Below are 13,824 nucleotides of genomic sequence, written 5' to 3'. Positions count from 1 at the left end.
GTGCTGCTGGCGATCGACGTCCGCAACACGCACACCGTCGTCGGGCTGCTGTCCGGCGCCAAGGAGCACGCAAAAGTCGTGCAGCAGTGGCGGATCCGCACCGAGTCCGAGGTCACCGCGGACGAACTAGCCCTGACCATCGACGGCCTGATCGGCGACGACTCCGAGCAGTTGACCGGGGCCGCGGCGCTGTCCACCGTGCCGTCGGTGCTGCACGAGGTGCGGGTCATGCTCGACCAGTACTGGCCGTCGGTGCCGCACGTGCTGATCGAGCCCGGCGTGCGGACCGGGATCCCGCTGCTGGTCGACAATCCGAAAGAAGTGGGCGCCGACCGGATCGTCAATTGCCTGGCGGCCTTTCAGAAATTCGGTAAACCCTGCATCGTCGTCGACTTCGGATCGTCGATCTGTGTGGACGTGGTGTCGGCCAAGGGCGAGTTCCTCGGCGGCGCCATCGCGCCCGGAATACAGGTCTCCTCGGATGCCGCCGCGGCCCGCTCTGCCGCGCTGCGCCGGGTCGAGCTGTCCCGGCCCCGATCGGTGGTCGGCAAGAACACCGTCGAGTGCATGCAGGCCGGCGCGGTGTTCGGTTTCGCCGGACTGGTCGACGGCCTGGTGGGGCGCATTCGCGAAGACGTCGACGGCTTTTCCGGCGACGACGTGGTGATCGTGGCGACCGGCCACACCGCGCCGCTGCTGCTGTCCGAGCTGCAGACCGTCGCCCAATACGACCGGCATCTGACGCTGCACGGGCTGCGACTGGTCTTCGAGCGCAACCGCGACGCCCAGCGCGGCCGGCTGAAAACCGCACGCTGACTTTTCTCTAGCCGCGAGTGTGCGCGTACGGCGCCCTGGCAGCACACTCGAAGCCACCAGCGCACTCCCGACACCTGCGGCGGGCCCGCCGCGATGTCATTTAAGCTGGCACGTCGTGAGTGCCGCCGATCAAGACCTCCCCGAGCAGTTCCGGATTCGCCGGGATAAGCGCGCTCGTCTGTTGGCCGAGGGGCATGACCCCTACCCGGTGGCCATCGAACGCACCCACACGCTGGCACAGGTCCGCGCCGCATACCCCGACCTGGCGGTCGACACCGCGACCGACGACATCGTCGGTGTGGCGGGACGGGTCATCTTCGCCCGCAATTCCGGCAAATTGTGTTTTGCGACGCTGCAAGACGGTGACGGCGCCACGCTGCAGGTAATGATCAGCCTGGACAAGGTCGGCCAGGATTCGCTGGACGCGTGGAAAGCCGATGTCGACCTCGGCGACATCGTCTATGTGCACGGCAACGTGATCAGCTCACGACGCGGCGAATTGTCCGTGCTTGCCGATTCCTGGCGGATCGCAGCCAAGTCGCTGCGGCCGCTGCCCGTCGCGCACAAGGATATGAGCGAGGAATCGCGGGTGCGGCAGCGTTATGTCGACCTGATCGTGCGCCCCCAAGCGCGCGAGGTGGCAAGGCAGCGAATCGCCGTTGTCCGCGCCATACGCAACGCGCTGGAACGGCGTGGGTTTCTCGAAGTCGAAACACCAATCTTGCAGACGTTGGCGGGTGGCGCCGCTGCTCGGCCGTTCATCACACATTCCAATGCGCTTGACATCGATCTCTACCTGAGGATCGCACCGGAACTGTTCCTCAAGCGATGCATCGTCGGTGGATTCGACAAGGTCTTCGAGCTAAATCGCGTCTTCAGAAACGAAGGTTCTGATTCGACGCATTCTCCGGAATTCTCGATGTTGGAGACGTACCAGACGTACGGAACCTATGACGATTCGGCACTCGTCACGCGAGAGCTTATTCAAGAGGTGGCCGACGAGGCGATCGGTACCCGACAACTCTCGTTGCCAGATGGCAGTGTCTACGACATAGACGGAGAATGGGCGTCGATACAAATGTATCCGTCGCTGTCAGCGGCACTCGGTGAAGAGATCACACCGCAGACCACGGTCGAGCGGCTGTGGACCATCGCGGACCGGCTGGGAGTCGAGATACCCGAGGATCGCGGCTACGGACACGGCAAGCTCGTCGAAGAATTATGGGAGCACGCGGTGGGTAATACGCTGACCGCGCCGACGTTCGTCAAGGATTTCCCTGTCGAGACAACACCTTTGACTCGACAGCACCGCAGCATCTCGGGTGTGACCGAGAAGTGGGATCTGTATGTGCGCGGAGTGGAACTGGCCACCGGGTACTCCGAATTAAATGATCCGGTCGTGCAGCGCGAACGATTCGCCGAACAGGCGCGCGCCGCCGCGGCCGGTGACGACGAGGCCATGGTGCTTGATGAAGACTTTCTCGCGGCGCTCGAGTATGGGATGCCGCCAACCACCGGAACGGGAATGGGTATCGACCGGTTGTTGATGACTTTGACCGGCCTGTCAATTAGAGAGACAGTTTTGTTCCCGATTGTTCGACCGCACTCCAGCTGAAAGCCCAACGCTGCGTTGCGCTCAGATTGAGTATGCTGCGTTCATATGGCAGATTAGTGACCGGGGAGTGGGTCCAAACTGCCCAGCAACTGCTCAGGAAGAACGCGAGGGTAAGCTAATGGCGAAAAAAGTCACCGTCACCTTGGTTGACGATTTCGACGGTGCGGGTGCCGCCGACGAAACCGTCGAATTCGGGCTTGACGGGGTGACCTATGAGATTGATCTTTCAACGAAGAATGCGGCGAAACTCCGCGGTGATCTGAAGCAGTGGGTGGCAGCCGGCCGCCGCGTCGGGGGTCGTCGTCGGGGGCGTTCCGGCATCGACCGCGAGCAGAGCGCCGCGATCCGCGAATGGGCCCGCCGAAATGGACACAACGTGTCGACGCGCGGGCGTATCCCGGCGGACGTGATCGACGCATTCCACGCGGCCACCTAACAAAGCGTTAACCGGCGCCCGGTCGCAAGGCCTGGGCGCCGGTTCTGTTTTCGCTGGCGGCGAAACGATCATCGGCGCTCGGGGGAAACGATTTTATGGTTAGTCTCGTTTCTCCAGCTATGGCTCCGTCGTGACAGGGATTCCCCGCCACGGAGCGGACCAGGCCCGAACGGCAAGGCACCGCAAGGTTAGAACCCGGACGGGCCGACCATTACAGTGGACACCAGGTACGCGTGGCGGCCCCTGTGCCGAGAACGATGAAGTACCGATGGTGAGGGAGAGCAGGTAACCACCGATGTTCGAAAGATTTACCGACCGTGCCCGCAGGGTGGTCGTCCTGGCCCAAGAAGAGGCCCGGATGCTCAACCACAACTACATCGGCACCGAGCACATCCTGCTGGGTCTGATTCACGAAGGTGAAGGCGTCGCCGCGAAGTCGCTGGAGTCGCTTGGGATCTCGCTCGAGGGCGTCCGCAGCCAGGTCGAGGAGATCATCGGCCAGGGCCAGCAGGCTCCGTCCGGGCACATCCCGTTCACCCCGCGTGCCAAGAAGGTTCTCGAGCTCAGCCTGCGCGAGGCGCTGCAGCTGGGCCACAACTACATCGGCACCGAGCACATCCTGCTGGGCCTGATCCGTGAGGGCGAGGGCGTGGCCGCGCAGGTGCTGGTCAAGCTGGGTGCCGAGCTGACCCGGGTGCGCCAGCAGGTGATTCAGCTGCTCAGTGGCTACCAGGGCAAGGAGGCCGCCGAGGCCGGGACCGGTGGTCGCGGTGGCGAGTCCGGCAGCCCGTCGACCTCGTTGGTGCTCGACCAGTTCGGGCGCAACCTGACGGCTGCCGCGATGGAAGGCAAGCTGGACCCCGTCATCGGCCGCGAGAAGGAAATCGAGCGGGTGATGCAGGTGCTGAGCCGGCGCACCAAGAACAACCCGGTGCTAATCGGCGAGCCCGGCGTCGGCAAGACTGCCGTCGTCGAGGGCCTGGCGCAGGCCATCGTGCACGGCGAGGTGCCCGAGACGCTGAAGGACAAGCAGCTCTACACCCTCGACCTGGGGTCGCTGGTCGCCGGCAGCCGCTACCGCGGTGACTTCGAGGAACGCCTGAAGAAGGTGCTCAAGGAGATCAACACCCGCGGCGACATCATCCTGTTCATCGACGAGCTGCACACCCTGGTGGGTGCCGGTGCCGCCGAGGGCGCGATCGACGCGGCGTCGATCCTCAAGCCGAAGCTGGCCCGCGGCGAGCTGCAGACCATCGGCGCCACCACGCTCGACGAGTACCGCAAGTACATCGAGAAGGACGCCGCCCTGGAACGCCGCTTCCAGCCCGTGCAGGTGGGCGAGCCGACGGTGGAGCACACCATCGAGATCCTGAAGGGGCTGCGCGACCGCTACGAGGCGCACCACCGGGTTTCGATCACCGATTCCGCGATGGTCGCGGCCGCCACACTGGCCGACCGCTACATCAACGACCGGTTCCTGCCGGACAAGGCGATCGACCTGATCGACGAGGCGGGCGCCCGGATGCGCATCCGCCGGATGACCGCGCCGCCAGACCTGCGCGAGTTCGACGAGAAGATCGCCGAGGCGCGCCGGGAGAAGGAATCGGCGATCGACGCCCAGGACTTCGAGAAGGCCGCCAGCCTGCGCGACCGGGAGAAGCAACTGGTCGCCCAGCGGACCGAGCGCGAAAAGCAGTGGCGTTCAGGTGATCTCGATGTGGTTGCCGAGGTCGACGACGAGCAGATCGCCGAGGTGCTGGGTAACTGGACTGGCATCCCGGTGTTCAAGCTCACCGAAGCCGAGACCACGCGCCTGCTGCGCATGGAGGAAGAGCTGCACAAGCGGATCATCGGCCAGGTGGATGCGGTCAAGGCCGTCTCCAAGGCGATCCGCCGCACCCGCGCCGGGTTGAAGGACCCCAAGCGCCCGTCCGGTTCGTTCATCTTCGCCGGCCCGTCCGGTGTCGGTAAGACCGAGCTGTCCAAGGCGCTGGCCAACTTCCTGTTCGGCGACGACGACGCGCTCATCCAGATCGACATGGGCGAGTTCCACGACCGGTTCACCGCGTCGCGGTTGTTCGGTGCCCCGCCGGGATACGTCGGCTACGAAGAGGGCGGTCAGCTCACCGAGAAGGTGCGCCGCAAGCCGTTCTCCGTGGTGCTGTTCGACGAGATCGAGAAGGCACACCAGGAGATCTACAACAGCCTGTTGCAGGTCCTCGAGGATGGCCGGCTGACCGACGGGCAGGGGCGCACGGTCGACTTCAAGAACACCGTGCTGATCTTCACGTCCAACCTCGGTACGTCGGACATCTCCAAGCCCGTCGGCCTGGGCTTCACCCAGGGCGGCGGCGAGAACGACTACGAGCGGATGAAGCAGAAGGTCAACGACGAGCTGAAGAAGCACTTCCGCCCGGAGTTCCTCAACCGCATCGACGACATCATCGTCTTCCACCAGCTGACTCGCGACGAGATCATCCAGATGGTCGACCTGATGATCGGCCGGGTCGCAACCCAGCTCAAGGCCAAGGACATGGCTCTGGAGCTGACCGACAAGGCCAAGTCGTTGCTCGCCAAGCGCGGCTTCGACCCGGTGCTGGGTGCTCGCCCGCTGCGGCGCACCATCCAGCGCGAGATCGAGGACCAGCTGTCGGAGAAGATTCTCTTCGACGAGGTGGGCCCCGGCCAGGTGGTCACCGTCGACGTGGACAACTGGGACGGCGAAGGCACCGGCGAGGACGCGAAGTTCACGTTCACCGGAACCCGCAAGCCGCCGGCCGAGCCGGAGCTGCAGAAAGCCGGAGCGCACGCCGCTCCTGAGAACCAGTAGCACTACCGCAAACGGGTGGTTAGTCTCTGACCGGACTAACCACCCGTTTGCTGTGCTGAGGGCTCAGGGGCTTACCTGTGCTGATCGTCACCACCAATGATCTCCCAGGGCGCGGGCTTCAAGGCCATGTTCGGCGCGGAGCTGCAGGGGATGACCAAGGATCTGGCCGAAAGCCGCAACGAGGCCCCAAACCAAGCAAGGGCCGGCTGATTTCCGAGGCACGCAACCGCGGCGGCAACGCCATCATCGCGATGCGCTTCGACACCACCGAAATCGGCGACGTCTGGACCGAGATCTGCGCCTACGGCACGGCTGTCGAGGCGGTGCCGGTCACCGACGGGGCCAAATACACGGCCAGCCAGCTCGGCTACGGTGGCGGCCCCGCGCAGCAGTGATTGTTTGTTCCATCGTGCCGTCCGTTTAGACTGACGGCTGTTAACTGTTTTTACGACGGGCTATGGAATCTGGTGGAATTCCAGAACGGTCGCGCCACTGTAGAAAGTCAGACCCGGAACCCGTCACCAACGTGGGACGCGTCATTCCCAGAAGGAGTCAACAGTGTCCAGTTCCGAGACGACCGGCACCCGTTCGATTGATTTGTCGGCGGCCCATGCCGCGCTCTGGTTGGCGGCAACCGCTTTCCTGGCGTTATTGGCTCTTTACTTCGTCGGTGTCGATCAGGGCGCGGTGTCGCTGTTCGGCAGCGACACGCATGTGCACGAATTCGTGCACGATGCGCGTCATCTCCTCGGCTTCCCCTGCCACTGACCCGGCGTGGAGAAGCGTCTGATCGGACGCGGGCTGCTGGCGGGCGCAATCGGCGCCGTGCTGGCCTTCATCTTCGCCCGCGTGTGTGCCGAACCCGTCATTGCCCGCGCGATCGAATTCGAGGACGGTCGAACCGACGCCGAGAACGCCCACGGCGTGCACGAACATGGCGCCGAGCTGTTCACCCGTGGCGTGCAGGCCAACCCCGGCCTCGGTTTCGGGGTGCTGATCTTCGGTCTCGCGATGGGCGCATTGCTCGCGGTGGTGTTCTGCGTCGTGTATGCCCGCCTGACAGGTCGTGCGGGAAGCCCTGCGCCACGCCAGCTTTCGCTGCTTCTGTCGGCCGGCGCGTTCGTGGCGGTGTACCTGGTTCCGTTCGTGAAATATCCGCCGAATCCGCCGGCCGTCGGCCAGTCCGACACGATCGGGGTCCGCACCGGTTGGTACCTGGCGATGGTGGTGGTGTCGGTGGTGCTGGCGATCGCGGCGGTATGGCTGGCCGGGCGGTTGACCGACCGGTTCGGTGCCTGGAACGGACGGCTGCTCGCCGCCGGGGCATACCTGGTGGCCGTCGCGGTGGTGATGGTGCTGCTGCCCACCGTCGACGAGACGCCCGAAACGTTGCGCGACGCCTCGGGCGCGATCGTCTATCCCGGCTTTCCCGCTGATGTCCTCTACGAATTCAGGTTGCTGTCGCTGGGCACGCAGCTGTTGCTCTGGGTGAGCATCGGCGTGGTCTTCGCGACCCTGGCAGGGCGGTTGCTTCCAGAGCGCGCAGAAAGCGGACGGGTATCGAGCGCCGCGGTCTGACGCAGGTCGTGCGGCTGGTAATGGTGTCGCACGCTATGACCGATGCGATGGCGGCCGTGCGCTTTGCAGCCGACGAGCCGCTCAACGACGCTGGCCGTCGACAGGCCGAAGCCGTTGCGGGCCTTGACATTCGCGGCGCCCGGCAAATTGCCGGCCCCGAGCTGCGCGCGCGCCAGACCGCGCAGCTGCTGGGTCTGGACGCGGTGACCGAGCCGCGGCTGGCCGACCTCGATTGCGGGCGTTGGCGTGGACAGACCCTCGAAGCCGTCCCCGCGGCCGACCTGGAAGCCTGGCGCAACGATCCGGCTCAGGCGCCGCACGGTGGCGAGTCCATCGTCGAGCTCACCGAGCGGGTCGCCGGCTGGCTGGCGTCGTTGACCGAAGGCCCGTCGCGGACCGTTGCGATCACCCATCCCGGGGTGATCCGCGCGGCGATCCTGACGGCTCTCGACACCTCACCGAAGTCGTTCTGGCGCATCGACATTGCCCCGCTGAGCCGCACGACGATGCACTATCGAAACGGCCGGTGGACGTTGCGGCTGCAGTGACTACTGCGGCGCGACCAGAGCGAAAGTCTTCTTGGCCACTCCCAGCATCCAGCCGGTCACCTTCGGGCCGTGGTCGCGGGGCCAGTTCAGCTGGAAACTGACCACCCACGGCTGCTGCGTCTTGTCGACGGCGTACCAGCTGAAGGTCAGATCGCCCGGCAGCCCACCGGCTTTCGCGCCGATGTACGGCCACACATTTCGGTCCAGCTGGATACCCGACACGGCCGACAGGATCTGCTTGACGGGTGCGGCCTCGCCGACGGCGTCGGCCTGCAGCGCGGCGTGCACCCGGCAGATGTCCTCGGCGCTGCCGTACCACTCCGCTCCGGAGGCCGAGGCCGGGGTATGGGCACGAGCCGGATCAGGTTGGTAGGGAGCGGAATTCGCCTGCGCCAGCAGCTGGGCGCGGACCTGCGGGGTCGCGTTCTGCCACTGGCTGCGCAGATCCGGCTCGCCCCAACCGATTGAGAACAGCTCGTACATCGTGGGGAACGGCGTCATGCTGGCCGGATCGTGATGGCCTGCCGTGGCGAGCGCGGATTCGATGGCGTGCTTGCCTAATCGTTCGATCAGCAGGTCGGTGGCCATGTTGTCGCTGTTGGCGATCATCTTCTCGGCCGCGGTGCGCACCGAAACATGGTCGCCGGGAGCAAGTCCCAGGCCCGAAGAGCCCACCGCCTTGCTCTTGTCGGTAACGGTCAGCTGATCGTCCCAGGACACCGTGTGGTTGCGCACCGCGCCGGCCAGGGCGTGCAGCACGTACAACTTGAAAATCGATGCCAGCGGCAGAGATTCAACGGTATTGGTTCCCATCACGGGATCGCAGTGGCCGTCATCGACCTTGGCGACCTGGTAGGAGTACCGCGCACCGGTCTTGCTCAGCGTCGCATCGATGTCATGCCATGAGGTGATCGTCGGGGACAACGTGTCGAGCTCGAATCGATCAACCCGGCCGATGTCGTCGGTGTGGATCCGGATGTCTTGCCGCGCTCCGTAAGACGAGGTGAGGTGCAGCGTGGCGACGCTGGCGCTGATGTCTACCCCATCCAAAGTGAAAGGGCGATCCCACCAGAGTTCTTCCATGGTCTTTTCGACCGAGTCCACCTCGTCGGGCGCGGCAAGCGTGCGCACTCCGATCGGGCCGATCGGCCAGTCGGAGTTGAGCATGTCGACGGTCTGCTGGGCCCGTAGTCCCGGGGGTGTCCGGGTGTCGATCGCCCGTCCCGGATTGGCCGCGTTCGCCTGCGGTGACGGCGAAGGCGAGCAACCCGGAGCCAGGGTGGCGACCAGCGCGGCGGCCGCCGTCACGGCCAGCGCGCGTCGGTGTGCGGGGTGTCGCCTATTCAGTCGTCTTGCTCCCCGCAACGTCCATGACAACCTCGAATTCCAGCAGCGACGCACCGGTCGCCACCGGGTTGGCGCGCTGACCAGCATGGGCTTCGACGGCGGGCCCATTTGCCCACGCCTGGAATGCTTCATCGGACTCCCAGTGTGTCACGACGAAGTAGCGGTTCTCGCCCTTTACCGGGCGCAGTAGCTGAAAGCCGAGGAAGCCGGGCTGGTTGTCCACCGCGTGGGCGCGGTGGGCGAAGCGCTTTTCCAGCTCAGGGCCAGCGTCGGCGGGCACTTCAATTGCGTTGATCTTCACCACTGGCGGCATGTTCGCCAGGCTACCCCGCCCCCTGCCCTGTCCTGCTCCTGGGCGGGCCACGCAAGATGGTGCTATGCCCACCGATCTGTTGACCTGCCAGGGCGGGCGAGGCGAGCCGTTGATACTGGTGCACGGCCTGATGGGTCGCGGCACCACCTGGTCGCGCCAGCTGCCATGGATGACCCGGTTGGGCACCGTCTACACCTACGATGCGCCGTGGCATCGCGGCCGCGACGTGGCGGACCCGCACCCGATCAGCACCGAACGCTTCGTGGCCGACCTCGGCGACGCGATCACCACATTGGCGACGCCGGTGCGGCTGGTGGGACATTCGATGGGGGCACTGCACTCCTGGTGTCTGGCCGCCCAACGCCCCGAACTGGTTTCGGCGCTGGTGCTCGAGGACATGGCGCCTGACTTTCGCGGCCGCACCACGGGTCCGTGGGAGCCGTGGCTGCATGCGCTCCCCGTCGAATTCGGCACCGCCGAACAGGTTTACAACGAATTCGGGCCGGTTGCCGGCCGGTATTTTCTGGAGGCCTTCGACCGCACCGACACCGGTTGGCGGCTGCACGGTCACACCTCGAGATGGATCGAGATCGCCGCCGAATGGGGCACCCGGGACTACTGGGAGCATTGGCTGGCGGTCCGGGCGCCGGCGTTGCTGCTCGAGGCCGGCAACTCCGTCACGCCGCCCGGCCAGATGCGCGATATGTGCGAAAAGCATTTGGCCGCGACGTATTTAGCGGTTCCCGAAGCAGGCCATCTGATTCACGACGAAGCGCCCGATGTCTACCGTCACGCGGTCGAGTCATTCCTCGCCGGCTAATCCGAACCGGCCGTCGCGCGTCTGTGTGACCAGGCCGTCGGCAAGCAGCGAATACAACGCCCGGTCGCGTTGGGCGGTATCGGTGAGCCACGCCACATCCAGCTCTGCTCGAGTGACCGGAGAGTCGTTGGCGCGCAAGATATCCAACAACCGGCCGCGAACTTGACGATCCGTTCCGGCATACGTCTGGATGCGGCGGGCCGGCCCCTGTGCGGGAGGAAAGCCGGCTTGCCGCCACGCGCAGTGCTCGAGCGGACACAACCCGCAGCGCGGCGTGCGCGCAATGCACACCGTTGCACCCAGTTCCATCAGTGCTACCGAAAACTGCGGGGCCGTAGCGTCATCCGGCAACAGCGCCGCGACGTCGGCAAGATCGCGGGTGGTCGACGCCGGACCGGCGTCGGCCAGGCCGTGCACGGCTCGGGCGACCACCCGTCGCACATTGGTGTCAACCACCGGCACCCGCTTGCGGTAGGCGAAGCACGCCACGGCTCGCGCCGTGTAGGTGCCGATACCCGGTAGTTCCAACAGGGTTTCGACGTCATCGGGGACGACGTCGCCGTGATCGCGCGCGATGACGATCGCACATTCGTGCAGCCGCTTGGCCCGCCGCGGGTAGCCCAGCTTGCCCCAGGCCCGCAGCACGTCGGCCGCGCTGGCCGCGGCGGTCGCCGACGGAGTGGGCCAGCGGCGCACCCAGTCCGTCCAGATCGGCAGCACCCGGGCCACCGGAGTCTGTTGCAGCATGAACTCGCTGACCAGGATCTGCCACGCGTCCACACCCGGTTCCCGCCAGGGCAGATCGCGGCGCGAGCGCTCGTACCACCCCAGAAGTTCATCCGCCGGGATTTGCCCCTGGCTAGTCATCGGCGCCCGCGGCACGCCAGAATGTCTCCCATGCCCAACTCGAATCCGGTATCCGCATGGAAAGCACTCAAAGAGGGTAACGAGCGATTCGTTGCCGGTCAGCCCGCGCACCCCAGCCAGAGCGTCGAGCATCGCGCCAGCCTGGCCGCGGGTCAAAAACCCACGGCGGTTGTGTTCGGTTGTTCCGACAGTCGGGTGGCCGCCGAGCTCATCTTCGACCAGGGCCTGGGCGATATGTTCGTGGTTCGCACCGCCGGACAGGCCATCGACTCGGCGGTGCTCGGGTCCATCGAGTTCGCGGTGTCGGTGCTCGACGTCCCGTTGATCGTCGTCCTCGGCCACGACAGCTGCGGCGCCGTCAAGGCCGCGATCGGCGCGGTCGATGACGGGGCGATCCCGGCCGGCTTCGTGCGCGACGTGGTGGAGCGGGTCGCGCCGTCGATCCTGATCGGCCGGCGCGACGGCCTGAGCCGCGTCGACGAATTCGAGGCGCGGCACGTCAGCGAGACGTTGGCCCAGCTCACCTCGCGTTCCGCGGCCATCGCGGAGCGGGTGTCGGCGGGCACCCTGGCGCTGGCCGGGGTTACCTACCACCTCGCCGACGGGCGCGCGGCGTTGGTCGACCACATCGGCGACATCGGCGAATAACGGGCCGCTGACGCCCTCATCACAAGGCCGCGAACAGGGGCCTAACACGATCCAAGGCCAGCTAACATCGCGACACGCCGGGCCGGGTCGGGCAAATCGGTGTGACCTGGACTTATGGTGTGACCGTGCTGGATCTGGAACCGCGTGGCCCGCTACCCACGGAGATCTATTGGCGGCGCAGGGGGCTGGCCCTGGGGATCGCGGTCGTCGTGATCGGCATCGCTGTCGCCATTGTCATCGCCTTTATGGGCAACAGCGCGGGCGCCAAGCCCGCCAGCGTGAACAAGGCCGGGCCGGGCCAAAGCACCCCGGCAGCACCACCGCCGCAAGCGCCGCCCCCGCCGGGGCAGGAGGGCGTCACCCCGGTCCCGCCCGCGCAGGGGCAAAACCCCGAGGCCCCGACGCCGACCGCCGCGGTGCAGCCGCCGCCGGTGCTCAAGGAGGGCGACGACTGCCCGGACTCGACGCTTGCCGTCAAGGGGCTGACGAACGCCCCCCAGTACTTCATCGGTGACCAGCCGAAGTTCACAATGGTCGTCACCAACATCGGCCTGGTGGCCTGCAAGCGCGACGTCGGCGCCGCTGTCCTGGCCGCCTACGTCTACTCGCTGGACAACAAGCGGCTGTGGTCCAACCTGGACTGCGCGCCGTCCAACGAGACCCTGGTCAAGACCTTCACGCCGGGCGAGCAGGTGACGACGGCGGTGACCTGGACGGGGATGGGTTCCTCGCCGCACTGCCCGCTGCCGCGGCCGGCGATCGGCCCGGGCACCTACAACCTCGTCGTGCAACTGGGCAACCTGCGCTCGATCGCGGTGCCGTTCATTCTGAACCAGCCGCCGCCCCCGCCGGGGCCGGTGCCGGGTCAGCCGGCGGTGCCCCAGCCCGAGGCTCCGCCCGGGGCTGCTCCCGGTCCGTCGCCCGCCGGCTAGTCAGTTGAGCGGGTCGGCGATCGTCGACTCCGCCAACTGCGACAGCCCTTCCCGCACATGGCGGGCCCACATCGAGCCGATGCCGTCGACCGATTGCAGGTCGTTGGCGCTGGCCGCCAGCAGACCCTGCAGCGTCCCGAAGTTGCGGACCAACAGGTCGACGTGGGCGAACTGCAGCCGGGGGATACCGGCCATCGCGCGGTAGCCACGGGGGCTCAGCGCCGAATCCTGCGCCTCCGTCGTCGTCGGATAACCGAAAACCTTTGCCAGCGAGGTAATTTCGAGCAGCTCGGTGTCCGACAACGCGTCCAGCTCGTCCAGTGTCGCGATCATCTGCGCATCGGACAGCGGCTCGGGGCTGGCGTGGTAGTCGCGCACGATCAATTCCCGGTCGGTGTCATTGCCGCCCAGCAGCTCCTCGAGCTGTAGCCGCAGCTGCCGTCCGTCGGTGCCCAGTTCGACGACGTCGTAGTCGATCACCAGCCCGATGCGGCGGACCAGCTCGAGCCGCTGCACCACCGTCATCACGTCGCGCAGCGTGACGAAGTCTTCGATCTCGGCCCGTGAGAGCAACCGGCTGACCTCGTCGAGGCGGGTCTTGTAGCGCTCCAGGGTTGCGATGGCCTGGTTGGCCCGCGACAGGATGGTCGCGGAATCGGCCAGCACGTGACGCTCCCCGCCGACATAGACGGTGACGATGTTCATCGAATGGCTGACCGAGATCACCGGGTGCCCGGTCTGGATCGCCGCGCGTTCCGCCGAGCGGTGCCGGGTGCCCGACTCGTCGGTGGGTATCGACGGATCGGGAACCAGCTGCACGTTGGCCCGCACGATGCGGCTGCCGTCGGTGGACAACACGACGGCGCCGTCCATCTTGGCCAGCTCGCGCAGTCGCGTCGGGGCGTATCGGACATCCAGGGCGAAGCCGCCGTCGCAGATGGCCTCGACGTTCTCGTCGTTGCCGAGCACAATCAGCGCACCGGTACGGCCGCGCAGAATGCGCTCCAGGCCGTCCCGGAGCCCGGTGCCCGGTGCCAGGCGGGCGACTGTTTCACGCAGCGTCGGACGCGTCAC

At 66.3% G+C, this 13,824-nt stretch carries 14 protein-coding genes and 1 pseudogene; 11 read left to right on the top strand and 4 right to left on the bottom strand.

The genetic code is table 11. The annotated features are described in order from the left end of the window. From MAAFP003_RS25145 to MAAFP003_RS25110, 8 genes and pseudogenes are all read left to right on the top strand, one after another. The gene (locus MAAFP003_RS25145; protein WP_096290344.1) at positions 1–816 is read left to right on the top strand and encodes a type III pantothenate kinase; all 816 of its coding nucleotides are present in this window, start codon (positions 1–3) and stop codon (positions 814–816) included. A 115-nt stretch (positions 817–931) separates the two neighbouring features. Further along, complete coding sequence (lysS, locus tag MAAFP003_RS25140) at positions 932–2,431, top strand: lysine--tRNA ligase (protein ID WP_096290343.1); 1,500 nt, start codon at positions 932–934, stop codon at positions 2,429–2,431. 118 nt (positions 2,432–2,549) lie between these two features. Then, on the top strand, positions 2,550–2,867 hold the full coding sequence (gene lsr2 / locus MAAFP003_RS25135; RefSeq protein WP_096290342.1) for a histone-like nucleoid-structuring protein Lsr2: 318 nt from the start codon (positions 2,550–2,552) through the stop codon (positions 2,865–2,867). 295 nt (positions 2,868–3,162) lie between these two features. Further along, a complete protein-coding gene (clpC1, locus tag MAAFP003_RS25130; RefSeq protein WP_096290341.1) occupies positions 3,163–5,697 on the top strand; it encodes an ATP-dependent protease ATP-binding subunit ClpC in 2,535 nt (844 codons plus the stop codon). Positions 5,698–5,805: 108 nt separating this feature from the next. After that, positions 5,806–6,092, top strand: a pseudogene (locus MAAFP003_RS25125) (YbjQ family protein); the annotation flags it as partial. Between the two features lie 163 nt (positions 6,093–6,255). After that, positions 6,256–6,465: a CbtB domain-containing protein gene (locus MAAFP003_RS25120; RefSeq protein ID WP_096290340.1), complete on the top strand. Its 210-nt coding sequence runs from the start codon at positions 6,256–6,258 to the stop codon at positions 6,463–6,465. Between the two features lie 6 nt (positions 6,466–6,471). Then, positions 6,472–7,275, top strand: a complete 804-nt coding sequence (locus MAAFP003_RS25115) for a CbtA family protein (RefSeq protein ID WP_096290339.1) — start codon at positions 6,472–6,474, stop codon at positions 7,273–7,275. Further along, a complete protein-coding gene (locus MAAFP003_RS25110; RefSeq protein ID WP_096290338.1) occupies positions 7,272–7,823 on the top strand; it encodes a histidine phosphatase family protein in 552 nt (183 codons plus the stop codon). The genes MAAFP003_RS25115 and MAAFP003_RS25110 overlap by 4 nt, the downstream gene beginning before the upstream one ends. On the opposite strand, the gene MAAFP003_RS25105 is transcribed toward MAAFP003_RS25110, so the two are convergent. After that, positions 7,824–9,200 (bottom strand): serine hydrolase, encoded by a 1,377-nt coding sequence (locus MAAFP003_RS25105; protein ID WP_423790942.1) that lies wholly within the window; start codon positions 9,198–9,200, stop codon positions 7,824–7,826. Further along, positions 9,163–9,483 carry a mycobilin-forming heme oxygenase MhuD gene (gene mhuD, locus MAAFP003_RS25100; protein ID WP_096290337.1) on the bottom strand — a complete coding sequence of 107 codons (321 nt, stop codon included), beginning with the start codon at positions 9,481–9,483 and terminating at the stop codon, positions 9,163–9,165. Before mhuD ends, MAAFP003_RS25105 begins: the two co-directional genes overlap by 38 nt. A gap of 64 nt (positions 9,484–9,547) precedes the next feature. Between mhuD and MAAFP003_RS25095 the strand changes: the two genes are divergently transcribed. Then, a complete protein-coding gene (locus MAAFP003_RS25095; protein WP_096290336.1) occupies positions 9,548–10,303 on the top strand; it encodes an alpha/beta fold hydrolase in 756 nt (251 codons plus the stop codon). On the opposite strand, the gene MAAFP003_RS25090 is transcribed toward MAAFP003_RS25095, so the two are convergent. After that, on the bottom strand, positions 10,286–11,170 hold the full coding sequence (locus tag MAAFP003_RS25090; RefSeq protein ID WP_096291402.1) for an HhH-GPD family protein: 885 nt from the start codon (positions 11,168–11,170) through the stop codon (positions 10,286–10,288). The genes MAAFP003_RS25095 and MAAFP003_RS25090 overlap by 18 nt on opposite strands. Before the next feature lie 30 nt (positions 11,171–11,200). On the opposite strand from MAAFP003_RS25090, the gene MAAFP003_RS25085 reads away from it, so the two are divergent. Then, entirely contained in the window at positions 11,201–11,818 is a 618-nt protein-coding gene (locus MAAFP003_RS25085) for a carbonic anhydrase (protein WP_096290335.1), read from the top strand. 125 nt (positions 11,819–11,943) lie between these two features. After that, on the top strand, positions 11,944–12,750 hold the full coding sequence (locus MAAFP003_RS25080) for a hypothetical protein (protein ID WP_096291401.1): 807 nt from the start codon (positions 11,944–11,946) through the stop codon (positions 12,748–12,750). Here MAAFP003_RS25080 and disA read toward each other — a convergent pair whose 3' ends face one another. Beyond that, complete coding sequence (disA, locus tag MAAFP003_RS25075) at positions 12,751–13,824, bottom strand: DNA integrity scanning diadenylate cyclase DisA (protein ID WP_096290334.1); 1,074 nt, start codon at positions 13,822–13,824, stop codon at positions 12,751–12,753.

It is taken from the genome of Mycobacterium ahvazicum, from assembly GCF_900176255.2.
Lineage (GTDB): Bacteria > Actinomycetota > Actinomycetes > Mycobacteriales > Mycobacteriaceae > Mycobacterium > Mycobacterium ahvazicum.
Note: the sequence above shows the minus strand (reverse complement) of the source record. Positions and strands in the feature narration are given on the sequence as shown.